Origin of the sequence: Lichenicola cladoniae (assembly GCF_013201075.1) — a bacterium.
In the GTDB taxonomy this organism is placed as follows: domain Bacteria; phylum Pseudomonadota; class Alphaproteobacteria; order Acetobacterales; family Acetobacteraceae; genus Lichenicola; species Lichenicola cladoniae.
The window spans coordinates 99,331-124,906 of the sequence record NZ_CP053710.1 but is presented as its reverse complement, the minus strand read 5'-3'; the positions used below and the strand labels follow the sequence as shown (position 1 = coordinate 124,906).

Genomic DNA, 25,576 nt, shown 5'->3' with positions numbered 1-25,576 from the left:
GCAGGCGTGCCCGCTGCTGAAACCCTGACACGAGAACCTGATGCGCTGATCGCGCTGGTGACGGGACTGCGCGAGGAGAATACCAGCCTGCGCGCGCTGGTCGAGACGCTCAAGCGTGCGCTGTATGGTGCGCGGTCAGAGAAGCTGGAACCGGTATCTGATCAGCTATTGCTGGGTCTAGGTGATCTCTCCACGGCCCCGGTCGAGCTGCCAAAGCTGATCCAGCCGCGGAGTCTGGATCAGTGGACACGGCCCAGGTCCACACGCAATATCGGCCACCTGCCTACTCATCTGCCGCGCGACGAGATCATCATCGAGCCGACGGTCACGGCGTGTCCATGTTGTCAGGGCAAACTTCACCTGGTCGGGGAGGATATCAGCGAGATGCTCGATATCGTTCCGGCGCTGATCCGCGTCCGCAGGATCCGCAGGCCACGTTATGGCTGCCGGGCTTGCGCCGGAGCCATCGTGCAAGCCAGCGCACCGCCACGCCCACTTGATGGCGGACTGCCGACCACGGCCCTGCTGGCGCACATCGTGGTCTCCAAGTTTGCCTGGCATTTGCCACTGTATCGGCAGACCCAGATGCTGGCCGGGCATGGCATCAAATTGGATCGCTCGACGCTGGTGCATTGGGTGAGCCGCGCGGCCTGGTGGCTCAAGCCGCTGCACGAGTTGCTGGTCGCCACAGTGCTCGCTGCGCCGAAGGTGTTCTGCGACGATACGCCGCTGCCGGTGCTGGATCGTAACCGGACCCGGACACGGATCGCCCGGCTCTGGTCATATGCCACGGACGATCGACCCTGGCAGGGCCCGGCGCCGCCTGCCGTGGTCTACCTGTTTGCCGAGGATCGCAAAGGCCGCCATGTCGCCGAGCATCTGCTCGGGTTCAACGGGGTGCTGCAGGTTGACGCCTATGGCGGCTATGCCGCGCTGGCACGGCCTGAGCGTAGCGGTGGCGCCATCACGCTGGCGTTCTGCCTGGCGCACGCGCGCCGACGGTTTTTCGAGGTGCACAAGGCAACGGGGTCGCCGGTGGCCGCGGCAGCACTCGCGCGGTTTGCAGCCATCTATGCGATCGAGGCACGCATCCGCGGCACCAGCGCCCGCGAACGAGTGGCGATCCGACAGGCGGAAACCAGGCTATTGTTCGATATCCTCAAGCCTTGGCTGATGGACCGTCTGGCGGAGATCTCCGTCAAGGCGCCGCTGGCGCGGGCCATCCGCTACACGCTTGGCCATTGGGACGGGCTGACGATGTTCCTGAGAGATGGCCGGGTTGAAGTGGATAACAACACCGTCGAGAGGACGATCAGGCCGATCGCCCTGGGGCGGAAAAACGCCTTGTTTGCCGGAGCGGCCAGCGGCGGCCAAAGCTGGGCGGTGCTGGCGTCGTTGATCAACACAGCCAAGCTGCACGATCTGGATCCACACGCCTACCTGGCCGACGTGCTGGACCGAATGGTTTCCGGCCAGACGAAGAACAACGCCGTGCGGGAATTGCTGCCGTGGGTTTGGAAGGCAGCACAGGCCACGCGAACGGCCGCCGCATGAAGCAGAAGCGCGAACCAGCCGCGCCGAAAGCCATGCACCTGGAGACACTCGATATTTGGCTGCGGCAACTCGAGCCGCCACCGAAAGTCGACGGCGTTTCCATGCTCGATGGATACCTCACGGCAATCGCTATCGGCCCGTGCTCGATCCAGCCTGACGTGTGGTTCGTCGACCTGCTCGGGATTAACGGAATTGTCGGCTCTGCGTCCGGCCAACATCTCGCCGCCATGATGGCCATAGCCGACAGGTTCAACACGATCGGTGAAACACTGTCCCAGGCTCCGGAGAGGAATGCGCCGATCTTTAAGAGAAAGGATGACGGCACTGTCCTCGCCGCCCCGTGGTGCATGGGGTTTCTCTCGGCAATGCGTCTGCGACTCAACGCGTGGCAAACCTTATGCGATTTGGAACGCACAGAGCACGGCCTCCTGCTCCCGATCCTGCTCCACTGCCTCGATGAACATGGCAGTCCCATGCTGGGTCCGGCTCGCGCAGGATCAGAGACCAAGGACTTCCTACGAGATGCCTACCACGACATTCCGCTGGTGATCCCACAAATCCGGAACTACTGGATGCCAAAGCGACTCAAGGACCGCTGATCCAGTATCCTGCCTTGTGGTGTTCTCGCAGCGGTTACCCTGTTGCGACGCGCTCCGACCTGATTCTAGGGCTAGTCGGAACCTTGATGCCAGTTCTTCGTCAGGCCGGCCTCTCCAACCTTGATCGGCTGCAGGAATGCTCGCTGCTGCAATGTTAGGCTCCCGCTGCGTGCAAGCTCCAGGCTGGCAATCAGCGTTGCGGCCAGTGCCGCCTTGCGTCGCAATGGTTGAGACGACCCAGCCTCTTCTACGCGATCCTCAGGCAGGAACCAGTTCAGCAATACTGGCTTGGTCTGCGCCGGCAACAGCCGGGTGATTCGGGCACGAGCATCGGCGACAGTCCAGAACGGCAACCGTTGCAGCTGGAAGACGTCCGCATACGATGGCAGCCGCAGCGCTACCAGGCACGCCCTAAGCAGGGCCGTCAGATCGTCGCGACCGGCGTCATCTGCAAGCTCTGCGTCGAGCATCTCGTCGTCGTCAGCAGTGAGGCCAAGTGCGCGTCTTGCGCCCTGGCCTTCCCATGCCACCTCCGCCTGCCCACGCGCAAACACGTCGCGTCCCAGCTGCGGTTGCTGCTCGAGCCAGTCAGCCGCCACCGACAACTCGGAATGGCTGATCCACTGCCGGCGCAGCCCCTCCGCTTCATCGCGCGCCGCCTAGGCGCCCGGTGCATCGGCCGGCAGCATCAGCCGCGACCGCAACTCGGCCAACTGAGCCGCCATCACCGTCCAGGCCGCCCAACGGGTTAGTGCTGCGACCGGCGCACCGGGGATCAGCGCCCGGTCCATCGCCTCCCCAAAGGCCTCGACCAGCGCCAGGATCGACAGCCGCGCCAAGTCGAGCTTGCGCGTGCGGGCCATCTCCAGCAGCCAGTCAAGCGGCCCTTCGAAGCCTTCCACCGACAGCACCGGTGCCGTCGTTTCTGGCAGCCGCCGCGGCGGATCCTCCCAGCCATCCGCTGGCAAACAGTCGACGGCCGCGATCGCCATCGCATCGCCCGCGACCGGACTGGTCATGACTTGTCGTAGGTAGGACGCACCTCGAAGCGCAGCGTCGGCCACCGCGCCCGCAGCACGGCGAAGACCTGCCACGGTGTCCAATCCGCCGACCAGAAGCTGAAGCACAACTCAGCCGTGTCGGCCGGACGCGGTGTCCGCAGCAGCGGGGCCGGTTCCAGGTCAACGTGGCGCAGCGCGTCGGTGGTGCCCCAGTTCGCCCACAGCCAGGCGATCGCTGCAGGATCATCCGAACCCAGCAGCAGGATCTCGGGCGGCACCGGCACCAGGGCGTGCAGGTCGAACGGGCAGGCCGGGCTGATGCCGACGCGCGCCACGGCGGCCGCGTGACGTGCAACACTTGCCTCAGTCAGCTGACGCGCCAGCGCCCGGGCCCCTTCCACACTGAGGCTGCGCTTCTGCGGCGCCGGCGGCGCGATCAACTGGTGAAACAGATCCTCCTCGAGCCGTTCCGGATCCAGCCGCCATGGGATGGTGCCCGCATCGCGTGCCGACGCGGCAAAGGTGGCCACGGTGTCTCCCGGACCGCCGACGGAAAGGCGGTAATGCAGCCAGTCGGTGCTGGGCAGGCGGAGCGGTGGATCCGACAGGACCTGTTTGAGGCCAGTGCTCATGGCGTGTCGGCCGCGTTTGGCCGTGCGCGTCGCCCGACAACGCCGCGGCGCTGGAAGATGCGACGCAGGCCGTCGGCCCGCAGCCGTTGATGCTCGACGTTGCCCCACCGGTCCACTTTGCGGAACAGCGGTCCGAAGCGGGTGTCGGAGCTGCTCAGCCAATGATCCAAAGCGCGCACCGGACAGGTGGTCGACAGGGCACCGCGGTGGATGACCACCACCTCGCCTGCCCCGCCGTCCGGCATCACCAATACCAACTCGACCTGGTGGCTGCCGAGGCGGACATGCTCCCGGTCGAGTGCCAGCAGACGCTCGCCGCTGACACCGGCCGCAGTTAACAGCAGCAGGCTGCGATCGCGCAGACCAGCCAGGTCGCTGGGACAGCGGGCGGCCATCCGCTCAAGCAGCGCGTTGCTGTGCGGGCGCCGGCGGCGCGGGCGCGATCTGGATCTCGCTCCCTTTGGGGAGCTTGCCGGTGCAGAGTCGGATTTGCGTGCAGCGCGCGCTGCACGCAGTACATCCCCCACGACCATGTCGGTGCATGGCGACGCATGGCAGGCGCGACGATGCCGGTCAGCGATGGCGGCAGTACGTCGGCCAAGCGCGCCGGGCGCCAGGGACGCGGAAAGGCTGCTGAGGTAGGCCGCGACGGAGCTCGGCGTCGCCGGCAGAGCGGTCTGATGTTCCTGGCGGCACCAGGCCACAAATGCACCCCAATCGGCCGCATAAAGCCGCCGCGTCACCGCGCTGTGCGGGGCGGGCAGACCCGACTGCGCTGCATCCGTCAATTCGACAGGCGTGATAGCTGCGGCTGTTACCACATCGGATGGATCGAAATCCTGATTCAGCTCTACGACCGCCATTTGCCCGTCTTGCCAACACGTTGACCGCGCAACCCGTTTGCGCCCCCACTGCAATTGGGGCAAGCCATGCTTAAGGCTGATAAAAACGGTTCCTAGCGCTGAGAATGCCAATGCGATCAGGTGAGCTGGATCTACTTTAGGATACGTATGCCTGATAATGTATCTTGTCGTACATGACTAAAAGGGGTTCTGGCCGTTTACTAAAAAGGACACAACATTAATTATGCAGGTTATTAATAGCGTTATCAAATGTTCGATCTAGACGTGATTATCAAGTACTACGTGATCACAATCCCATTAGAGAGGCTTCACCGTTTCCGAACGACCAGTCGTCGCGGCCGGTGCCAATCAGGCTGACGAAAATGTCCTCCCGTCGCAGGCCCAACTTGGCATGCATTTCATCGGCCAGCTGTTTGTAGAAGCCACGTTTTTGTTCCAACGTTCGACCCTCAGCTAGCGCCATCTGGACAAAAACGAGGTCAGAAGACCGCTCAATTCCGAAGAAGCTTGGATCGAAGACGAAGTTGGCCTCGTCGTACTCGGTAATCACCTGAAATCGGTCATTTTCTGGTGCTTTTAGCACTTCCACCATTGCGGCGTAGACGATCTCGCCGATATGACGACGGTAGTCGACCGACTTTCCTTTGATGAGATCAATGCGTACGAACGGCATCGTCAACTCCTTCAGACGTTTCTTGCGGTTCGAAGTTAAGTAATAAGTCTTCGGGACAGGAGACCTTCGTACTTAATCTAAGACGACACGGAATTTGTGTTACTCGGCAGAGAATGGAGTGTTTACTCAGATCAAGGCCGGCATCGATCGTTTATCTATGTCACCAGCTCAACGACTGCGGCTTGCCCTTGTTCGATCGCCACGAACCCCTGCCTGAGCCACTGCCTATGACGCCTTAACAAGCACCATAAAACAGAGCGGGTTTTACCGAAGTCTACATGCAGCAGAATTCTTGCCTGATGTCAAAGCCGACTGCGTCTACCACTACATTACAAACTTTAATCCTACAATCTTCCGACAAGCCACAGCGCTACATTACGGACGTATCGATGCACTGAGGCCATGGCTGGCGGACTCGATTTAAGGCTTATACCGGGTAGTTCAGACACAAAACTTGGGCAGCCACGTCCTTTATCCCAGTTGTAATCGGCAAAATGATGGAAAGTCGACTCGGCGATTGCCGGCCCACCTTCCGATGAAGGCTCGAAAGCTACCGCAATATTAAAAATAAGACCTGAAGTCTGGCTGACTCCTGTTGCTATAACCCGCGCGGAGAGATCGCCCTCAGGAACAACGACCGCACCCTCGTGCGGATGTGCTGGCAGAAAGCGGACAATGCCGTCGGCGGCATCGGTATCACGAAGGATAGGATGAAGAGCTCCAGCGACCACAATATGTTGATAATCACCATTTGCTCCGGAATGGAAGTTCGGCCAGAGGATCTCGGGGGTATCCTTGTCATCCGGAGGAGGGACCGCAGACTTTCGGTTGACGTTATGGGTGTGAAAAACGTGAGCTGCCCCCACGCCCCCTAGGACGCAGACTGAGCACCCGAGATCCATGTGATCGCGGGTAACCATCAGGCCCCCGCCGCGCCGCCGAAACCGCGAGATGCCGTCGCAGTCCGCAGTATCCAAGCCGTCTCCAGTGTCAACCGCAAACAACCACAGTGCGTCGAAGTCTGACGCGTCAAGCGTGGACAACACTGGGTCCGGCGCGCCGGGCGCAGCCCGGTCGCGAGCGGTTACTTGAAAAAGGGCCTCCCCGTTTTCGTCAGTCAGATCGGACAAATAGTCTCTGAGCATAGAGAAGCGGCCGATATTCCAATCATCGCTGACTGCCTGTATCGTTGTTTGCAGCAGGATTTGGCTGGGACGGGTCATGCGCGCTTCCTAATGACAGGCTTGACCGGCTCTTCTGTCGATGTCCTAGGTAGCTGCAAAGCGCCACGGACCTGGGGAGCCGGATGAGAAGGACAGCTATCCTAGAGTGGCGGACATCCCGATCTCACAACGCAGTGCCTTAGCAATACTGCACCGGGTCCTCGCTCGCTCGGCACACATCTCGAACTGTGCCTGCGTGATACCGGGGACTTTGGCCTCGACGGTCACAAACAGCTGGGTGATTGCTGGATGCCCCTCTTCGTCCTTTCCCATCTCGACTGTGACGGCCGTCTCCACGGCGTCCGCTGCCAGTCCAATCATGCCGAAATTGTTGGCAAGCGCCTGGTTGAAACACCCCGCATGAGCCGCAGCCAGCAATTCTTCCGGACTGGCGCCAGGTGTTCCCGAAAAACGGCTCGAGAAACTGTAAGGCGCGTTGCGCAAGGTATCCGTTTTTGTCGAGATCGTACCGGATCCGTCTTTCCACGTTCCGGTCCAGGTTGAAAGTCCGGTGGCGTTCATCATGCTTCTCCAGATCAGGAAATTGGCACCTGGTGAACGGTGCCTATGCCAGAAGCAGTAATATACGGGTCCGAAAACAGCCATCATACCAAGAGATAGCTTGTAGTCTTATTTAAGGACCAATATCGGACTTTATATCGACTGGAGAGAGGGTAGGTAAAGGCATGCCCGGCAAATCTATTGCGCGGGTAATCGAACAGTAAAGGATGCTCCCCTTGGCGCACAGTTTACCGCTACAATAGTACCACCATGAGCCTCAACGATAGTACGGCAAATCGCTAACCCGATCCCCATACCATCCGTTTTGGTTGTAAAGAAACTACCGAATAGCTTACCTAGGTTCTCCGTGCGAATACCGAGACCTGTGTCAATAACAGTGAGACTGACATGGTCACCTTGTAAAACAGTGTTCAGCGATAAGCGGCGACACGGCGTAGCCTCCATCGCCTGGATTGCGTTTAGGATTAGGTTGACGATGACCTGTTGCAGCTGGACGGGATCACCGAGTACGTTCGGAAGGTCAGGCTGAAAGTCGCATGTTGCTTGGACCCCAACCTTGTTGAGCTGAGATGACAACAGCGTCAGGGCGTCACCAACAAGGCTATTTAGTGACACTGGCCGATATTGACCTACCTGAGGAGATGCCATTGAACGGATGTGGCCGACTACATCGGAAGCCCTCCGGGCATCCGCAATGATATCCTCTGACAAGCCTCGCAACCGTCCGAGATCCGGGACTGGATGAGCGAGCCATCGAGAGGCGGCCTCGCCGTTTGCAGCAATTGCCGCTAGAGGTTGATTTATTTCATGCGCAATGGAAGCCGTAAGTTCTCCAAGCGATGAGACCCGCGCCGCATGTGCAAACGTCGCTTGCATCTCTGCCAAAGCATTCTGCGCATTCACCTTATCGGTCATGTCAACGATTGCGAGAAGGAGCTGCCCGGCATTGCGAAGGGTGCTGGATGCGGAACGTGTAAAGAGCACGTCTATTTCATTGCCAGCAAGCGTACGCATCCGCCCCAGACTTTCAAAAGTCGGGCAGCCTCTGAAGGATGCGTCTAAACTTCCAATGAACGTCTCTAGGCGATCGGGCAGCCAGTAAGGCGTCACCGATTGGCCGATCATTTGACCGCGACTTATGGCGCCGAAGAGCCTGACGCTGGTCTCATTTACATCAACGACCTTTATCGCTTCCATGATCTGGAACACGAGTTCAGGGTTTTCTGCTACGTAAGCCCGGAAATCGGTGACGCCGCGTGCTCTCAAGCCTGAGTAGATAGCCTGTGTCTCTGTTGCATCGAGATGCCAAGCAGAGAATGCGGCGCCATGAAACATATCAGTGTAGAATGCTTCACTTTCTCGTACGGCCGCTTGGCCACGTTTGATGTCCGAATAATCGACAATCGTGACAACTAAGCGATCATCTTCCGTTGCGCCTGGGGCAAAACTTGCGGTAAAGAGAGCATCGAATTCTACACCGTCATGCCGACGTTGTCTGGTCTCACGACTAAAGAAGGTCTCGCCAGCTAATGCCGACGCGATCCACTCGCAGAAATCGTCAGTGCTTGCCTCCGGCCAATATCGATCGATGCTGCCAAGCAATTGCTCTCGATTGGACGCTCTGAAAAGCTGGATCCCTCGGTCGTTCACGTCCGTGACAATAGTTGCGCGAATGAGCTCGCGGACTAAAGCCGGCCGCGCTTTAAGCCATTGCCGCGGATCCTCATCGATAGACTTTAGCCAACCTAACACAAGTACTCGAACGGCAGTAAAGTCGATCTCCCAGGCCGAAGCAGCAACTGCCTGAAAGACATTACGATATTGCCTTTGGGCAACCCTGGCCTCCAACTCGGCTTGCCGTTGAACCGTCACATCCAGGCCGATCTCTATTATTCTCTGGGCTCGCCCGGCCGATTTGCTTTGTATAGCGAGGTTCGCCTGGATGACCACTTCCCGGCCGCAAAGGGTTCTTCGATGTATCTCTTTGGAGCAAGCGCCGTTATCGCTTGCATTTCCGGACGTATCGTCGACTTGCCACGGTTGATCGCCTAAAACCTCTTGAAAGAGTCGACCCACAGTGTCGGCACGTTGCCATCCATAAATACGCTCCGATGCCGCGTTCCAGAAAGATATCCGTCCGTTGGCATCGAAAGCGATCACGCTCTCCTGCATTAGGTCGAACACGTCGCAGTCTACGCCGAGAAGCTGAACTGTTTCAGGCACGAGACTGCTATGGATGACCCGTCTGGTAGATTTCACAGCTGATCCAAACGCCCGCGCCCCTGATCATTCGATAAGACTTCAGGTATGGTCATTGCGATTCCTTCGCCAGAACAGCCACGCAGACGCAGTCTCCCCATCAGATCCCCGGGGAGACCGGCGTGGTGACTGAGACCACCACGTGTGCTAACCTTATAGCCATAAGGTAACAGCTGTTCAAGCACTACTATCGACCTGAGAGCGCCGCAGCCGTTAGTCCAGCAAGGTCGGTAAGCAGGATAATTCTCTCTACGCCCGGGCTTGGTTGGAGCACATTTTACCGCAACGGCCTTGGCCGCCATCTCTGCATAACAGCACCATTACGGACGCACTCGATCAAACCTATGTATAATTCTTAGCCACAAGCAATGGTGTCAGACTGACCATAGAAAATTGGGCAAGGACTTCTCCATGCCTTCCTGCATATACTATGGGGCTTAAGATGAAGGTTTTCGCCGGGGCCGCTGCAGTGATTCTTGCAACTGCCCCTGTCGCTATCGCGGCGTCTCCACACAAGGCAACTGAAGTTCTTGTACATGGTGCATTTGAGACTTCCGGCGTCTGGGATCGTGTAACCGCCAAACTTGAGAAGGATGGCTATTCAGTCAAGACCGTGGATCTTCCGGGGCGGCCGGGCAATGAGGCTCCGATGAGCGCAATCTCATTAGATCTCTACCAACAGACTATCGCCACGGCGATCGCCGGCGAGCGCCATCCCGTTGTGTTAGTTGGCCACAGCTTCGGCGGCTTCGCGATCTCGGCCGAGGCGGAGGCGGAGCCCGACAAGGTCCAGACACTCCTCTATGTTGCTGCCTACCTTCCGCGCTCCGGCGACTCCCTGCTGACAATGGCGACGGCCGATAGAGGAAGCAAACTCGCGCCGCTCTTGGTGATCAACAAGGAGAAGGGCTACGCATCAGTGGCACCAGAGGCCGGCGCCGCAGTCTTCGCCAGCGATGCCCCGGCGGCTGTCCAGTCGATTGTCGCAGGCGGCATTGTGAACGAGCCCTTGGCACCTCTGGTAACCCCCATCGTGCTGACAGATAGCCGTTTCGGTAGCGTCGATAAGGTGACGATCAGGACACTCCGAGATCAAGTGGTCAGCACTCCGTTCCAAGTCGAAATGGCGAAGTCCACACCTGTTCGCCTTCAGTTGACGATTGACACCGGCCATACGCCGTTCGTGACTGAACCGAACAGATTAGCTTTGGAAATCGAGAAGGCGGCCGGGCCGCACCGACGCACACTCTAGCCTCTCCCGGAGGTCTCCTGCCTCATTTAGTAACAACCTAGCCTGCGGGCTCGATATGAATCGGACATTCCTATGTTTCTCGACACTTTCAAGCCGAAACAGTTTACTTTGACAGCACCCTCACCTCTTCTTTGGAGAGTCGCGTTCAGTAATCCACCGGTGAATGTAATTGGTCCGTCGATGATTTCCGATTTAAAGGAGCTACTTACTGAGCTCGAAACAAACCAGACGGTCAACACGGTCATCTTTGAGAGTTTGGATCCTGACTTCTTTCTGGCTCACTACGATCTTGCCGCGGATCCTGCTGAAGCCGAGGCACTTCCGAGCCCCACCGGCTATGCCGCATGGGTTGATGTCCTGGTTCGCCTGTCGCATGTTTCGGCAGTAACAATCTCAGCCATTCGAGGCATCGCGCGTGGCGCAGGAAGCGAATTCGTCCTCGCCACTGATATGCGTTTCGCGAGCCTCGAGAAGGCTATCCTAGGCCAGATGGAAGTTGGCTTTACAGCATTGCCCGGCGGCGGCGCCGCGGGACGTCTACCAGCCCTGGTCGGTCGAGGTCGCGCATTCGAAATCCTTCTTGGTGGCGAGGATTTCTCTGCGGAGCTTGCTGAGAGGTATGGTTACATAAATCGGGCAGTGCCTGATTCCGATTTTGAGCGCTTCGTCACGGCCTATGCGACGCGTGTCTCGAAATGGGATCGCAGGGTAATCAGAGATATCAAACATTATATAAACAAGTACACGCTCCTACCGGACAGCGAATACCCACTACACTCGGACGCCTTCTGGGGCGCCGCCGCGAGACCGGAGTTTCAGTCTATCAATAGCCAGCTCTTTGAGCACGGGCTTCAGACCCGTAGTGACATTGAATACAACCTTGGCCGTGACGTCGGAACGATCTTTCCAAAGCTCTAAGACCTTCGTCGCTGGCGCGGTAGTGCGTTCTTTTAGCACTACCGTATCGACGGAATCCTGTTCCCCTACATCTGCTAGCTGCTATGAGGCAAGCCAGAATGCATATCCGTCGGTCTCTTGCGGTCTTCTCAATTATAGCCGTCACGGCGACGCTAGGCGGGGCTTGCCGAGACAGTCGAGCTGCCTCTGTAATTGACACATCGGATGAGACTCTTGTCCGCTCACTCCCGGGCTTCAAGAGTCAATCCACAACGGTATCAGGCATCAAGATCCATTATGTTGTCGGCGGCCATGGCGATCCAGTCTTTCTGCTTCCTGGCTGGCCGGAGACTTGGTGGGCTTACCACAAGGTGATGGGCCCACTCGCCAGAAGCCACCGTGTTTTCTCGATTGATATGCGTGGCATGGGAACTTCCGGGAAGCCCGCCGGCGGTTATGATAAAAAGACCATGGCTGGTGATATCGCTGCACTTGCTAAGCAGCTCGGCTTTACCAAGATCGACGTTGTCGGACATGATATCGGCGCGATGGTTGCGTTCAGCCTTGCTGCGAACCATCCAGCGTTAGTTCACAAGTTGGTGCTGCTCGATGTGGCGCATCCGTCGGAAGGTTACCTGAATCTGCGGCTACTTCCTGACCCTAATACCTTCGGTGACAAGATCGACGAAGATCACCCCTATTTGTGGTGGTTCGCCTTTCATCAGGTAAAGGGACTGCCCGAACAGCTCCTCGAGGGGCGAGCCGGCCTGGAGCAGGCTTGGTTCTTCCGATACATGGCAAAGAACGAAAAGGCGATCGATGTCCGTGATCGTGCTGTTTATGCGGCAGCTTACTCGACGCGCGATGGAACCCGAGCTGGAGACGGTTGGTATCAGGCCTTTGGCCAAGATATCGTCGATGACAAAGCCTATGCGCCACTGCACATGCCGGTGCTTGGTCTCGGTGGGCCGGGCTATTCACGTCTAAAGGCAGCTCTCGATGAAGCGGCGCCGGGCTCGACGACACTGCGGGTCGAAGGAAGTGGCCACTTTATCGCTGAGGAGAAACCTCAGGCGCTGCTTGACGCTCTTGACCGCTTTCTCGGCAACACTGACGTGAAGCCCGAGTAACCGTTCATCGGCGAAGTATTGTTCTATCATGCGCCGTCTACTTCTTGGCGTGACGCCTTCCGTTTACACTTGGGAGAGCTAAATGGCACTCGAACGAAACCATGACGTCCAACAAAGTTTACGCCAGGTTCTTGCCGACACGTACGCTCTCTATGGCAAGACCCATGGTTACCACTGGAACGTCACCGGCCCCAATTTCGCGTCACTGCATACTCTCTTTGAGCAGCAATATACCGAACTTTGGGCATCCGTAGATGAGCTGGCCGAGCGCATTCGGAGCCTTGGCAGCCTGGCGCCACAAGGCTTTGGCGCAGTTGAAGATATGAGCACCATTGCGGGCGGTGATTCAGAGAATCCGGCAGCGGTCATGGTCGAAGACCTGTTGCGTGGCCACGAGACGGTCATTGCGGCGATCCGGTCGGCCTTTGCGGTCGCAGAGGCCGATAGGGACCAAGTGACGCAGGGACTGCTAACGGACCGGCAGGGCGCCCACGAAAAGCACGCGTGGATGCTCCGTGCGTCACTTGGGGTTCAAGTGACTACGTAACTCGGCAATTTCTGCCAACAAGCTCACTCTGGAGTCCACTATGATCGATGACTTCGATACATTGAAGCTGCAGGCGGAGGGGGCGGTCCTCTTCGTCACCATCTTGGCCCCCCCGATCAATCTGATCGGGCCGGAACTGGTCCGAGATCTCGTGTCTCTTATAGAAATCCTGGACCGGGGCGAGCCTTATAGGGTCGTGGTGTTCAAGAGCGGTGATCCGGACTTTTTTATTCCGCACGTCGATGTTACTAAGGTGAAGGAATATCGGGAAGAAGCAGCCCGGCTTACGGGGGAGGCATCGATTGCCCTGCTGTTTCGTCGGCTGAGCGAGACCAAGGCGGTGACGATTGCGCAAATCGAGGGACGTACCCGCGGTGCAGGCAGTGAGTTTGTTCTGGCATGCGACATGCGCTTTGCAGCACGCGAAACAGCTGTTTTCTCTCAGTTCGAGTCGTCTTTCGGCCTGACACCTGGCGGTGGCGGAGTACAGCACCTGGTTCGGCTTCTCGGCCGCGGTCGGGCCCTCGAAGTGCTTGTGACGGCAGACGACTACAGCGCCGATCTCGCCGCCCAGTATGGATGGATCAACCGTGCTCTTCCCGCTGCGGGCCTTCCGGAATTCGTCTCGAGGATGGCTCATAGAATCGCCTCGTTCCCACCGGCTGGCGCCCTTTCCATCAAGTCGCGCGTAAACGCCGTCGCGCTGGCACCAGTGGAGGAGTTTCGAACTGACTCAAACCTGTTCGCGGAGGGTGTAAGCGATCCGGCGACACAGTTTCGCATGAAGGCCGCCTTCAAAGCCGGATTTCAGACGCGTGAGCCTGAGCTTGACCTTGCCAGCCTGGTCGAAGGACTGCCTCATTTGGAAGGTGGCTAGGCAGAGTGAGTGAGTGAGGTATCTATCATCTCAACTGCCAAGTAAGGCCTAAGCCGATCTCTAACCACCGTGCTGCACGAGATATCGCTATCCCTGATGCTTATAAGGTATAAGTCTAGTGGGCTCGATGCCTGTGGGGGATGCCATGCTGCGCGGTGGGGCCAAGTTAAAGACAAACCAAGAAGCACGAGGATCTGAGCAAGAAGCTGTGCACATCATTGATGACGATACATCAGTGCGCTCAGCCCTGGTTAATCTTTTAGAGTCTGCTGGCCTGAAGGCCTGTTCCTATGGGTCGGTGGACGCCTTCTTACACAAAAGCAGCAACATTAATGCAGGATGCCTCCTCATCGACATACGGCTTCCGGGTCTTAATGGACTTGAGTTCCTCGGGAAAATGACGGGACTTGGGCTCCGAATGCCCGCTATTCTCATCACCGGACACGGTGACATACCGATGACGGTCAAGGGTATGAGAGCCGGCGCAATAGACTTTTTGACCAAGCCGTTTCATGCAAGTGAGGTTATCGCTGCCGTCTCGACAGCCCTGATAATAGATCGTTCACGCCGCGTGGACGATAACGCCAGAGCCAGCCTCGTCGCATCGTATGAGAGCTTAACTCCCCGTGAAAGACAAGTCATGGCTCTTGTCACGGCTGGAAAGATGAACAAGCAGGTTGCTGGCGATCTAAACCTAAGCGAGATCACAGTAAAGATCCACCGGGGAACGCTCATGAAGAAGATGGGAGTGCGAACTCTACCAGACCTCGTCCGGTCCGCGGAGCGACTTCGCCATGTCATTCAAAAGTCAGCCATTAGCAGTGCTTCCGGACTTACTGCAGCCTCTGACCGTGTAGCAGGCGTCCACATCGTACAGAACGCCCTGGCGGATTGCGAACGCCATTGACGGATGCGCCGCTCATTTGCGTTATAGACGACGACGTATCGGTGCAAAGAGCCCTTGTCGGGCTCATTGTTTCGATGGGGTATCGCTGTGTAGGATACGCATCGGCTGAAGCCGGGCTGACCTCAGGGCATGCTCAAGCTGCTGACTGCATTGTCACGGACATCCATATGCCTGGCCTTGATGGGTTTGACCTCAAACAGAAACTTGACGCCCGTGGATCTAGTGGGCGTGTAATCATGATGACAGGTCGTAGTGACAGCCGCTTGGAGCTTCGTGCGCAGGAAGCTGGTGCATTCTGCCTACTTCGCAAGCCATTACACGCAGGCGCGCTTGCCGCGTGTCTCTCGAGGGCCCTCGGCAAGTCAACAGGGTAAACAGTCGTTTCAACCTCAGGCTTTAACGTTTGCGCGGACTCAACATAGTTGCTTCACCTCCGAGTCGACGACGTCAGGCCAAGTGGCCTATCCTTCTTTGAGCGAATGAGCTCCTAAAGAAGAAATCCTTTACCCGCCGCATGTCCACGTTTTAGATCGACATAATGTTTCTCTGCCGTTGATCCATTGATCATCAGGGGGAAAAGGATGCCGATAGATCGTGGACTTAAAGATACATCAATAAAGTTAAGTCAATTCTGAAGAGGGTTGATGCTTATCAACCCTCTCAAATAGTCCGTCAGCGCGGGAGAAGATTGGTCTTTGCTACATCGATCACCTCGTCCCCACGGCCGCTCATCACGGCCCGGATCGCCCACAGACTAAAGCCCTTGACCTCGGTAAGATTGATGGTCGGCGGCATCGAAAGTTCCCGCATGGCCGTGACCACGTCCAGTACCGCTGGCCCATCATGCTCCAGAAAGTCGCGCATCGCGGCAGGCAGATCGCCCGGGTCCTCGACCCTGATGGCGTGGATACCAGCAGCCCTTGCCATAGCCGCGAAGTCGGGATTAGTCAGGCTGACGCCAGATTCGACAAAGCCGCTGGCCTTCATCTCCAGAGCGACGAAGCCAAGCGTGCCGTTGTTGAAGATGACCACCTTAACCGGCAGTTTCATCTGCGTCAGGGTGATAAGGTCCCCCATCAGCATGGTGAATCCCCCGTCGCCAGACATGGACACAACTTGTCGGCCGGGCTGAGATGCCTGAACCCCGATGGCATGCGCCAGAGCGTTTGCCATCGAACCGTGAACCCATGATCCGATCAGCCTGCGGAGCCCGTTCATTTTCAAGTACCGCGCGGCCCATATCGTGGTTGTGCCTACATCGGCGGTGAACACGGCATCCTCTGCAGCTGCCTCACTAAGCACGCGGGCAAGGTATTGCGGGTGGATAGGCTTCCTGCCGGGAGTTCCGCGAGCAAGATCATCCAGGCCTTCGCGTGCCTTCTTATAATGCACGAGGCTGTCGTCCAGATGCGTTCGATTGGACTTAGCGGTGAGCTTTGGTAATAGTGCCTCGATCGTAGCACCCACATCGCCAACCAGGCCGAGGTCTAGCCTGCAGCGGCGCCCAAGATTCTCGGGGCGGATATCCACCTGCACGATCTTAGCCGTGGTCGGAAAGAACTGCTTATAAGGGAAGTCGGTGCCGAGCATTACCAGGACATCGCATGCATGCATGGCGGCGTAGCCCGACGAGAAGCCGATAAAGCCGGTCATGCCGACGTCATACGGGTTATCGTATTCCAGATATTCTTTTCCCCCGAGTGCGTGAACCGTCGGACTCTTGAGGGCGTCACCGAGTTTCATAAGACTGGCATGGGCGCCAGCGCAACCTCGGCCGCAAAACAGGGTTACACGACCGGCTGAGTTGAGTAACTGGGCAAGGGCATCTAGTTCCGCCTCTGCGGGACGAACAACCGGAGGTGCCGGCAGCAGACCGGGATTTGGTGATATACCGCGTTTGGGCGCCAGTTTCAGGGCAACATCACCGGGGATCACCAGCACCGAAACACCTCGTCGACCGACAGCGGCTCGAATAGCATTCTCTAAGACGTATGGCAGTTGGGCCGGGTCTGAGATAAGTTCGCAGTAATGACTGCATTCCCGGAACAGTTCCTGTGGGTGAGTTTCCTGAAAGTAACCGCCGCCGATCTCGCTCGACGGGATATGCGCTGCGATCGCTAGAACTGGGGTGCGACTCCGATGCGCGTCATACAGGCCATTTATCAGATGCAAATTGCCCGGACCGCATGACCCAGCACAGACAGCGAGCTCGCCTGTAACTTGCGCCTCCGCCGAGGCCGCGAAGGCGGCTACTTCTTCGTGTCGAACGTGGACCCACTCAATGGATTTGCGGTGCCGAAGCGAATCGGTTAATCCGTTTAGACTGTCGCCAACGACGCCGTAAATGCGTTTTACGCCGGCCTGAGTTAGCGTGTCCGCAATGAGACCGGCAACGGTTAATTCTGACATTCAATTTACTCCAGCAGATTATGGATGCGTTGATCAGCCACGTTTTGTCAAAAACGATACAATTAAGAAAGGCGTCAGGACGGAAGAACTCCGATCACTCATCTGAATGCAATGAGACCTAGGTATGGTCGGGCGCCGATTATTGGCGCGACAGAGACACCTCAATAGATGTGGATATCGGTCCGATCGGCACCTACCTGTGCAAATGAAACATAATCCAAGCCGCTCTCACCGTCGACGTCTTAGTGATGAACGACGACTGATCGTGTATGATCGGCTTTTCATTCCGCCGTTATAGTGGTCGACCGCGTTGTCTGGCGTCATGATGTTCGACTGCATGATATCAAAGGGCGGTCGAACCTATGGTTGGCCGAGACTGTCTTGCCGACTTTGCGTTGCCTTATAGTAATTACCGCAGGATCGGCTCTGGCTACCCTTTGTCTAAGCTCTCATATTTGGTATGTGTCCGCTTGAGCGCCGCAACGTTAAAAGGTGACTGAGTAAATGGGTGTTGCTTGTCGGCCACAGTAGCTGTAACGGGAGATCGGGTTTTCACGATGCGGAAGGCGATGACCTCTGTGCGGAGCCTTATCTTCTCATGATTGCTCACGACATCTGAAGCGGTTGCCTGTACCGCCGCTGCAACCTTTCTATAAGGACCTGCGGTTCGGCTCGAATGCCACAAAAGAATGAATTTACCGACCGCCGACGTCCAGTAAGCCGTCGCCTTAGTATGTTGTGCAAGGCGGCAGGCCATTTGATCTCAATGCGCCCACACTCGTATGTATGAAAGCAGCATCGTACGTTGGCCTCGACAAGCTAACCCTTTCGAAAAGTGTAGAGGCCATAGCCTAGACGGATTCCGCACTTTCAAGCATGATATACATAAGTGTTAGCGTAGTCGGTGATCCGCACAGCTGCGATCGACGCTAGAGGGGGCGATAGATGGCCTTAGGGAATGTTAAATGGTGAGATTTCCCCCTGCTGAGACTGCAGAGAAACACGAGAAAATACTGAACGAGTCCTCACGGCTTTTTCGTGAACGAGGATTGTCAGGCGTTTCTGTCGGTGACCTCATGAAGGCCGCCGATCTTACGCATGGATCATTTTATAATCACTTCGCTTCCAAGCAGGATTTGGTCGCCGAATGTGTCGCTCACGTCTGCGCGTTGGCAGAGGGCCAAATTGAATTGGCAACGCCGACGGGCGCAGGGAAACGAGCCTTCGTTGCGAAATATTTGAGCGTTGCCGCACGAGATAATCCCGGCCGAGCGTGCCTGATGTCCTCTCTCGGTCCGGAGATTGCTCGCGAGCCGACAGTCAGACCTGCGATGACGCAATACGTATACACGTTTGTCGCTAAGCTTGCGACGCACTTTCCGTGGCCCAGAACAAGAGACGCTCGACGGGATGCCATTCGTATGACTGCGTCGATGGTTGGCGCCCTCGTGTTGGCTAGAGCCGTCGATGATGAGGCGCTTTCCAGAGAGATTTTACTTACGGTGACGAGGCAGCTGACCCAGAACGGCGAGCACCCCGCTGATTAGCTACCCGTGAGGTTGCACTCACCCGTGACTAGGTTCAGGACCCTTTACGCGGCTCGATGCAGTGTGATTCATAGGGGATTGGAGGTGTCCGATGTCCCGTTTGATCCTGCTTTCCATCGCTCAGATGAACCGGCTCTCGCCACATTTCCCGCGCCCCCGGGGGCTTGCGCGCGTGGACGACCGTCGCGTCGTCAGCGGGATCGTCTACGTGATCCGCAACGGGCTTCAGTGGAAGGACGCCCCAGCGGGATACGGGCCGCACAAGACCCTCTACAACCGGTTCATCCGGTGGAGCCGCCTCGGCGTATTCGACCGGATCTTCGCAGCCCTGGCCGCCAAGGCAGGCGTGCCTGAGCGCCTGATGATCGACAGCACGCATCTCAAGGCACACCGAACGGCCGCGAGCCTGCTTAAAAAGGGGCTGCTCCGCGCTGCATCGGACGCACAAAGGGCGGCTTGAACTCCAAGCTGCACGCCGTCTGCGACGGCGAGGGCCGCCCGGTCATCATGATGCTGACGGAGGGCCAGATGAACGATCACAAGGGTGCCGCTCTCCTGCTTCCAGCGCTCCCCGCCGCGCGTGAACTGCTTGGCGATCGTGGGTATGACAGCGACAAGTTCCGGAATGGTCTGCGAGAGCGCGGTATTGAGCCCTGTATTCCGCCAACAAGGAACCGGAAGGCCCCTCCCGCCTACGACAAGATCCTGTATCGTCAGCGCCATCGCATCGAAAATACCTTCGGTCGCCTCAAGGACTGGCGACGGATTGCCACCCGCTACGACCGATGCGCCCACACCTTCTTCTCGGCAATCTGCATCGCAGCAACCATTACGTTCTGGCTCCCACAATGAGTCCTGACCCTAGCTGAATTAGAGGCCGACGCTGGTGCGTCGTTAGCGACGGCGCTAGGCATCGGCTCCAGGTTTCGGAAGATCCGAACCAGAACTTATTGAGCCCTTTCTCAAAGTCAGGAAGGCAGTACTGCCGCTTGCGACGGCAAGAGCGGCAAAGACAATGATGGCGCCGTGAAAGGCATCAAGCAGAGCGACTCCCGCCTTTGCGATGACCACCCCTGCGCAGGCCATCGCGAGCAGACCCCCAGTTCTGGCAATGGCACTGTTGAATCCTGAAGCAGTTCCGATATGGTGCTCGTCCACCGATGCGAGGACGGCGGTAGTGAGAGGTGCCACGGCACCCGCCATCCCGAGCGCGATGATAGCGATTCCTGGGAAGACGGTCGTCCAATAACGACCGGCCGGATCTAAACGCACCAGGAGCGCAAAGCCAAGCCCTGTGACAATTGGCCCAATCGTAAGCGGCAGGCGAGGCCCTGCCTTCTCGGTCATCCGCCCCATAAGGCGCGACGCGGCTCCTATACCGATTGGCAGCGGCAACAGCGCCAAGCCGGCCTGCAGGGGGGAATAACCGCCGCCGATCAGGACATAGGGCAGCAGGACCAGCAGGCCGCCGAGTGCGCCGTAGAGCAGGAAAGTCGTCACCGTCAGCCCGACAAAAGCTTTAGATGTGAACAAGCTCAGCGGCATCATCGCCAGTTCGCCGCGGCGGTGTTCATGCAAGAGGAACCCCAGCAGCAAGGCCATCCCAACGACGCTGCCGCCAAGAATGCGGAGGATCGGTTCGTTGTGGTTCGACCAAACTGTAAGTGCCCAGGTCAGGGTCCCAAGTGCCAGCGTCGCCAGCGTCGCGCCAAGCCAGTCAAGCCGCTGGCTCCGCTCCCCGCTCTCCTGTACAGAAACGACTGTTAAAGTGACGGCGATCACGGCCACGGGCAGGTTGAGCAGGAAGATCGCACGCCAACCGATGCCATCGACCAGCCAACCGCCCAGGGGCGGACCAATAGCGCTCGCGATCGCACCAACTGAGGCCCATGTGCCGATTGCCCTGCCGCGAGCCTCTCCGGTGAAAGCATCGCCTAGCACAGCCAGGCTGTTCGGCATCACCAGCGCGGCGCCGACGCCCTGGGCCGCTCGGGCTCCGAGCAGCCATCCCATCGTCGGTGCCCAGGCGCATGCGACAGACGCAATGGAGAATAGGACGGTGCCAATGATCAAAAGCGCCCGGCGACCGAAATGGTCACCCGCCGCTCCGCCCAGCAGTAGAAGCGCAGACAGTGGCAGGAGGTAGGCATTGATCGTCCACTGAAGTCCGGCCGGGGTGGCTGCGAAGCTCCGGCCGATCGATGGCAGGGCGACATTGACCACCGAACCGTCGATGAACGCGAGGCTAGAAGCGGCTATTGTGGCGATGAGGATCAAACGAGGATGACGCCCAGCCCCGGTGCTCTTAACAGCGAAAACTCCTGCGGCTGCACCCGGGCAAGGTAGGGACGAAGTCATAGCCAAGGCTTGGGTAGATGTGTCGCCTGGGCTCGAGCGGCGATGTAAGGGCGGCTCGCCGGCGCGGCCTCCCCGCTGTCGGCGCCTACCATGACGACCGAGGCAAGTAGTGTAAGACATGCATTGGTAACCGACGCAGGCTTTGATCGCCTGCTAATCGGCACGAACGAGGCGAAAAGCGTCTTCGTCATGGCAATCCAAGCGCGGCATCGGTGCCGTGTCACACGAGCTGCCACCAGCATCTCCCCCAAGTAAGTTCCATGTGATTCCGTCGCTTCCTTGGCCATGCGCTTCCCACCCTCAACCCGCCGCTACCGCTCGCCCACCGACTGGAGTGAGTAAATGCCGCGCCCGGATCTCGTCGGCGTCCAGCTCCTTTTCCAGAGCGTGAAGAACTTGGTTGTCGATCTCGCCCGCTCGGTGCATCCGCACAAGCTCGGCACGCCCGCCGGCGACCGCTGTAAGCAAGGCGACGAAGTGCTCGGTCCTGACCGCGTCAAGTGCTCCATTTGCTTCGACTGCTCGCGTGACAGCGGCGAGGCGAAATTGCAGCTGTTCGATCAACCGTGGATGTCGATGACTGCCATCGTCGCCGATCGAAACTGCCTCGACTGCGGCGATTTGTGCCGCAATAACATGTATCCTGGCGACACCTTCAGACAATGTCCGGGACGTCGCCGGCAGGGCGCGGTCAAAGCGTAAAAAGCGGATCAACGGCGCAAGCGTCGTTCCCTGAACAAGCACGGTGACCAGGATCACGGCAAAGGTGGCTAATAGAATGAAATCGCGGCCAGGAAAGTGTTCCGGGAGAGCGAGGGCCGCTGCGAGGCTGACGACACCGCGCATGCCAGCCCAACTCATCACGAGCGGTATCCGAAGCGGTGAATAGGGATCCCGTCGGCGCAGGGCTGGGGCGATAGCCCGAACGCCATAGCTCATCGGGATAATCCATAGAAATCGGGACAGGATCACCGCTATTATCACAGCGCCTACCTGAAGGAAGGTATGTCCAAACTCAATAGTATCGACCGGAAGGCGGGTCAAAACGCTACGAAGCGATAGGCCGATCAGGATGAAAACCAGGCTTTCCAGCAGGAAACCGACGACCCGCCAAACTGCTCTCGACTGGAAACGTCTTTCACCATCAAGCAGAGCATGCTGCCGCCAACCCATGACGATCCCGCAACACACTGTCGCAAGAACGCCTGACACGTCGAGCGCATCACCGAGGATGTAGGAGCCCCAGGCCGCGAGAAAAGTGACGACTACGCCCATTTCACCGTCGAGGAACCGGCTGGTTACAGTGCTTACCAAATAGCCGCACGCTATACCTACGGCCACGCCGCCGACGGTCAGCAAGATAAAGCTACCCACCGCTGCAGTGCTGCTAAAAGCACCAGTTAGCGTCGCAACGACCGCAAACCGATAGAGCACAAGGCCGGTGGCATCGTTGAGAAGGCTTTCGCCTTCAAGTAGTGTAATTGTGCGTGAGGGTAGGTTAAGGCCATTTAGCACTGCCTTGGCGGCGACCGCATCGGGAGGCGACACGATTGCTCCAAGCGCGAAACACGCAGCCAGCGGCAACTCAGGCAATACTAGGTGGGTCACCCAACCTACAATAAAGGTGGTGAAGATGACCGCGCCGATCGCCAGTTGCAGTATGATCCTGAGATCTGCCCGAAAAGCGCGCCAGTCCGTCAGATAAGCGCTCAACAGAAGCAGGGGCGGTAAAAAAAGAACGAGAACGAAGTCGGGATCGAGTTCGATTGGGGGCATTCCGGGAACGAGGGCGAGGGCTAAGCCGCCCAGAATAAGGGTCCCGGCCTGAGGTAGCCTTATCAAACGGGCCATTACTCACAAGTCGGTGACATAGGCTACAATCCCTTGTACTAGTATCTGCCATTTGATACGGTCAGGCATGAAGAGAGATGGCCGAACTTTTGATCATGGGACGCTGGAAGCCATACGGCTGATGGCAGTTGAACGCGTTCGCGACGGTGAACGGCCGTCCTCTGTCGTAGCGTCGTATGGCTTCTGCCGGACCACGATCTACAAATGGCTCAGAGCAGCGTCAACGCCTGAACTGGGAGATGAGGCGCTGCATTCGACAAAGTCTCTGGGCCCGCCGCGCAGTCTGACGCCAAGTCAGGAGCAGCAGGTGTTCCTTTGGGTCAATGGGAAAGATCCTCGTCAGTATGGTCTGGATTTCGGTCTTTGGACGCGCTCCATGATCTCCGCTTTGATCGAGGAGAAGTTCGGCATCAAAATTGGCTTGACGGCAGTCGGCACCCTACTGGCGAGGCTGGAGCTCACGCCGCAGAAGCCGTTGCAGAGGGCTTATCAACGCGACCCTGAAGCCATCCAGACGTGGCAGCGTGATACGTTTCCTTCTATTGCCAGTAGAGCAAAAAGCGAGGGCGGCGAGATCTACTTCTGGGACGAATCGGGGTTCCGTGCCGATACGGTGCATGGGAAGACCTGGGGCAAGAAGGGACAAACACCGGTTGTCGAGCGCCCGGGTCAACGGCAGTCGATCAGCGCGGCATCAGCCGTCAACGCTCGCGGTGCGTTCTGGTATTGCACCTACCAGGGCGGCCTCAACGCGGAGCTGTTTATCGTCCTACTGAAGATGATGATGCGTAACCGCCGCAAGCCTGTTCATCTCGTAGTCGATGGTCTTCCAGCCCACAAGACAAAGCTCGTGAACGCCTACATCCAATCAACCAACGGGATGCTGACGCTTCACTTTCTTCCCGGCTACGCTCCCGATCTTAACCCGGACGAGCTCGTGTGGAGCCACATCAAGCGTACCGGTGTAGCCAGAACACCATTGCGGAAGGGCGATAGCTTGGGCGAGAAGATCGAGGGTCAGCTTGCCAAACTCAAACGTATGCCCAAGCTGGTGCGCTCATTCTTCAGAGTGGCAAGTGTAGCTTATATCACCGACTGCTGAGTAAGTGAAGACCGACGCAGACGGTGACCAGCAACAGCACAAATTCAAAATGATGGGCCATGGTCATTCGGCAAGTCTCACAGCTACGCGGCCTTCACAGTCTGCCAAATTAACGCGCGTATCGGCTCGCGGGGGCGCTATTCTGCGATGCGCTAAGAAGATCCAGGCCGGCTGCGTCGTATGAATCAATGAGTGAGCCCGGGCTTTCAACAGACGGCATCGTGAGGGTCTCCCCCATGTCAAGACCAGCAAGGGCAGCGTCGACCATATCATCGACTGTCATCACTGTGCTCGGATCGAGGGCCGTCAGCGGAACGCCGGAAATTTCCCAGATATCGGTCGCTGTTGCAGCCGGAGCTACAAGTTGGATGACAACCTTCGTGCCAGTTAGTTCAGCCTGCAGACCACGGGTAAACATCAACACATAGGCCTTCGTAGCACTGTAGACCGTGCTTATAGGAAGCGACCTGAAGCCCAGCACCGACCCGATATTGACAATTACCCCATGATTGCGCGCCTTGAAGCCTGTCAGTACTGCGCGCGAGAGCCGCACGAGGGCGCGTATATTGAGATCGTTCATTGCTTCGATTGCGGCGAAGGAGGTATCCGCCACAAGTGCAAGCGTTGAGGTGCCAGCATTGTTAACTAGGAACGTCAAAGTTTCGTCGGCCTCGATCCTGCCGACGAGACTGTCAAGCTGATCCAGATTACTGAGGTCTGCCTTGATCGGAGTGACCCGGACCCCAAAACGTTCTCTCAGTTCTGTAGCAAGTATGTCGAGACGATCGCTGCGGCGCGCAACGAGAATCAAATCATAACCGCGTGCAGCCAGCCGTTTGGCATAAACCAGTCCGATGCCTGCTGATGCGCCCGTGACGATCGCCGTTCCAGGCTGTTTGCTCTTGTCAGGAGTATTCATAGACTGACTTTCAGTAGAAGGTGACGTCACTGGGCCTGTAGTATTTGAGGCGCCGGTCAAGGTAACGGGTACGAGCCTATAAAGAGCTCCGATATCACGCATTCCAACCATCCATGAGTATGATTGTGACGGCGCGGCCGATAGGTCAGCATAGTAATCGACCGAAGGTTCTCGTGATCGACCGTATGCCGGAAGTAAAGAGACATCATGTGCTGGTTTCAGCTCTACGGCCAGAGGGTATCCGGGATGGTGTCCCACCTAAATCTGACGGGATCTCGCAGACGTTGCAGCCTTCGACTGAGGCTTAAGGCGGATACTTACTGTTTTGTATAAAACGTTTGATGTCCGGCCAATGATCAGGACGAGAACGATCGCGCTCATAAAGATAATTCGATGGGCGGATTCAAGTTCCGGAGCGAACACCCACGCCGAAGACTTTGTTTACACCAGCCTG

At 57.8% G+C, this 25,576-nt stretch carries 24 protein-coding genes; 12 read left to right on the top strand and 12 right to left on the bottom strand.

What is annotated here, in order from left to right; genetic code table 11:
- Nucleotides 1–6: 6 nt before the first annotated feature.
- Nucleotides 7–1,554 (top strand): IS66 family transposase, encoded by a 1,548-nt coding sequence (gene tnpC, locus HN018_RS24715; protein ID WP_172443568.1) that lies wholly within the window; start codon nucleotides 7–9, stop codon nucleotides 1,552–1,554.
- Nucleotides 1,551–2,153, top strand: a complete 603-nt coding sequence (locus HN018_RS24710) for a UPF0149 family protein (protein WP_172443567.1) — start codon at nucleotides 1,551–1,553, stop codon at nucleotides 2,151–2,153. The genes tnpC and HN018_RS24710 overlap by 4 nt, the downstream gene beginning before the upstream one ends.
- A gap of 71 nt (nucleotides 2,154–2,224) precedes the next feature.
- On the opposite strand, the gene HN018_RS24705 is transcribed toward HN018_RS24710, so the two are convergent.
- The 8 genes from HN018_RS24705 to HN018_RS24670 form a co-directional block, all read right to left on the bottom strand.
- Nucleotides 2,225–2,752: a hypothetical protein gene (locus HN018_RS24705; RefSeq protein ID WP_171837589.1), complete on the bottom strand. Its 528-nt coding sequence runs from the start codon at nucleotides 2,750–2,752 to the stop codon at nucleotides 2,225–2,227.
- A 60-nt stretch (nucleotides 2,753–2,812) separates the two neighbouring features.
- On the bottom strand, nucleotides 2,813–3,172 hold the full coding sequence (locus HN018_RS24700; RefSeq protein ID WP_171837588.1) for a hypothetical protein: 360 nt from the start codon (nucleotides 3,170–3,172) through the stop codon (nucleotides 2,813–2,815).
- Complete coding sequence (locus tag HN018_RS24695) at nucleotides 3,169–3,786, bottom strand: hypothetical protein (protein WP_171837587.1); 618 nt, start codon at nucleotides 3,784–3,786, stop codon at nucleotides 3,169–3,171. The genes HN018_RS24700 and HN018_RS24695 overlap by 4 nt, the downstream gene beginning before the upstream one ends.
- Nucleotides 3,783–4,649, bottom strand: coding sequence for a site-specific integrase (locus HN018_RS24690; RefSeq protein WP_171837586.1), 867 nt, complete (start codon nucleotides 4,647–4,649; stop codon nucleotides 3,783–3,785). The genes HN018_RS24695 and HN018_RS24690 overlap by 4 nt, the downstream gene beginning before the upstream one ends.
- Before the next feature lie 286 nt (nucleotides 4,650–4,935).
- On the bottom strand, nucleotides 4,936–5,322 hold the full coding sequence (locus HN018_RS24685; RefSeq protein ID WP_171837585.1) for a tautomerase family protein: 387 nt from the start codon (nucleotides 5,320–5,322) through the stop codon (nucleotides 4,936–4,938).
- Between the two features lie 344 nt (nucleotides 5,323–5,666).
- Complete coding sequence (locus tag HN018_RS24680) at nucleotides 5,667–6,545, bottom strand: hypothetical protein (protein ID WP_171837584.1); 879 nt, start codon at nucleotides 6,543–6,545, stop codon at nucleotides 5,667–5,669.
- A 96-nt stretch (nucleotides 6,546–6,641) separates the two neighbouring features.
- Entirely contained in the window at nucleotides 6,642–7,070 is a 429-nt protein-coding gene (locus HN018_RS24675) for an OsmC family peroxiredoxin (protein ID WP_171837583.1), read from the bottom strand.
- Nucleotides 7,071–7,244: 174 nt separating this feature from the next.
- Nucleotides 7,245–9,326 carry an ATP-binding protein gene (locus HN018_RS24670; RefSeq protein ID WP_171837582.1) on the bottom strand — a complete coding sequence of 694 codons (2,082 nt, stop codon included), beginning with the start codon at nucleotides 9,324–9,326 and terminating at the stop codon, nucleotides 7,245–7,247.
- A 442-nt stretch (nucleotides 9,327–9,768) separates the two neighbouring features.
- Between HN018_RS24670 and HN018_RS24665 the strand changes: the two genes are divergently transcribed.
- The 7 genes from HN018_RS24665 to HN018_RS24635 all read left to right on the top strand — a co-directional run bounded on the left by HN018_RS24665 (nucleotide 9,769) and on the right by HN018_RS24635 (nucleotide 15,310).
- Nucleotides 9,769–10,578, top strand: a complete 810-nt coding sequence (locus HN018_RS24665; RefSeq protein WP_171837581.1) for an alpha/beta hydrolase — start codon at nucleotides 9,769–9,771, stop codon at nucleotides 10,576–10,578.
- A 72-nt stretch (nucleotides 10,579–10,650) separates the two neighbouring features.
- Nucleotides 10,651–11,496: an enoyl-CoA hydratase/isomerase family protein gene (locus tag HN018_RS24660; RefSeq protein ID WP_171837580.1), complete on the top strand. Its 846-nt coding sequence runs from the start codon at nucleotides 10,651–10,653 to the stop codon at nucleotides 11,494–11,496.
- Between the two features lie 83 nt (nucleotides 11,497–11,579).
- Nucleotides 11,580–12,605 (top strand): alpha/beta fold hydrolase, encoded by a 1,026-nt coding sequence (locus HN018_RS24655; RefSeq protein ID WP_338034050.1) that lies wholly within the window; start codon nucleotides 11,580–11,582, stop codon nucleotides 12,603–12,605.
- A gap of 82 nt (nucleotides 12,606–12,687) precedes the next feature.
- The gene (locus tag HN018_RS24650) at nucleotides 12,688–13,152 is read left to right on the top strand and encodes a Dps family protein (RefSeq protein ID WP_171837578.1); all 465 of its coding nucleotides are present in this window, start codon (nucleotides 12,688–12,690) and stop codon (nucleotides 13,150–13,152) included.
- A gap of 40 nt (nucleotides 13,153–13,192) precedes the next feature.
- A complete protein-coding gene (locus HN018_RS24645; RefSeq protein WP_171837577.1) occupies nucleotides 13,193–14,029 on the top strand; it encodes an enoyl-CoA hydratase/isomerase family protein in 837 nt (278 codons plus the stop codon).
- 145 nt (nucleotides 14,030–14,174) lie between these two features.
- Complete coding sequence (locus HN018_RS24640) at nucleotides 14,175–14,936, top strand: response regulator transcription factor (protein ID WP_171837576.1); 762 nt, start codon at nucleotides 14,175–14,177, stop codon at nucleotides 14,934–14,936.
- A gap of 74 nt (nucleotides 14,937–15,010) precedes the next feature.
- Nucleotides 15,011–15,310 carry a response regulator gene (locus HN018_RS24635; protein ID WP_239479447.1) on the top strand — a complete coding sequence of 100 codons (300 nt, stop codon included), beginning with the start codon at nucleotides 15,011–15,013 and terminating at the stop codon, nucleotides 15,308–15,310.
- 298 nt (nucleotides 15,311–15,608) lie between these two features.
- On the opposite strand, the gene poxB is transcribed toward HN018_RS24635, so the two are convergent.
- Nucleotides 15,609–17,345 (bottom strand): ubiquinone-dependent pyruvate dehydrogenase, encoded by a 1,737-nt coding sequence (poxB, locus tag HN018_RS24630; RefSeq protein WP_171837574.1) that lies wholly within the window; start codon nucleotides 17,343–17,345, stop codon nucleotides 15,609–15,611.
- Between the two features lie 965 nt (nucleotides 17,346–18,310).
- On the opposite strand from poxB, the gene HN018_RS24625 reads away from it, so the two are divergent.
- The gene (locus HN018_RS24625) at nucleotides 18,311–18,892 is read left to right on the top strand and encodes a TetR/AcrR family transcriptional regulator (protein WP_239479439.1); all 582 of its coding nucleotides are present in this window, start codon (nucleotides 18,311–18,313) and stop codon (nucleotides 18,890–18,892) included.
- Between the two features lie 91 nt (nucleotides 18,893–18,983).
- Nucleotides 18,984–19,744 (top strand): IS5 family transposase gene (locus tag HN018_RS24620; RefSeq protein WP_239478966.1). Its coding sequence is split into 2 segments (ribosomal slippage): nucleotides 18,984–19,317 and nucleotides 19,317–19,744, totalling 762 coding nucleotides; the frame shifts between segments, so codons are not numbered across the junction.
- Nucleotides 19,745–19,798: 54 nt separating this feature from the next.
- Here HN018_RS24620 and HN018_RS24615 read toward each other — a convergent pair.
- Both HN018_RS24615 and HN018_RS24610 read right to left on the bottom strand, forming a co-directional pair.
- The gene (locus tag HN018_RS24615; protein WP_239479438.1) at nucleotides 19,799–21,169 is read right to left on the bottom strand and encodes an MFS transporter; all 1,371 of its coding nucleotides are present in this window, start codon (nucleotides 21,167–21,169) and stop codon (nucleotides 19,799–19,801) included.
- A 381-nt stretch (nucleotides 21,170–21,550) separates the two neighbouring features.
- The gene (locus HN018_RS24610) at nucleotides 21,551–23,101 is read right to left on the bottom strand and encodes a Na+/H+ antiporter (protein WP_338034048.1); all 1,551 of its coding nucleotides are present in this window, start codon (nucleotides 23,099–23,101) and stop codon (nucleotides 21,551–21,553) included.
- 67 nt (nucleotides 23,102–23,168) lie between these two features.
- Here HN018_RS24610 and HN018_RS24605 point away from each other — a divergent pair, with 67 nt between their 5' ends.
- Complete coding sequence (locus HN018_RS24605; RefSeq protein WP_171837663.1) at nucleotides 23,169–24,203, top strand: IS630 family transposase; 1,035 nt, start codon at nucleotides 23,169–23,171, stop codon at nucleotides 24,201–24,203.
- A 109-nt stretch (nucleotides 24,204–24,312) separates the two neighbouring features.
- Here HN018_RS24605 and HN018_RS24600 read toward each other — a convergent pair whose 3' ends face one another.
- The gene (locus HN018_RS24600; protein WP_171837860.1) at nucleotides 24,313–25,122 is read right to left on the bottom strand and encodes an SDR family NAD(P)-dependent oxidoreductase; all 810 of its coding nucleotides are present in this window, start codon (nucleotides 25,120–25,122) and stop codon (nucleotides 24,313–24,315) included.
- Between the last annotated feature and the right edge of the window lie 454 nt (nucleotides 25,123–25,576).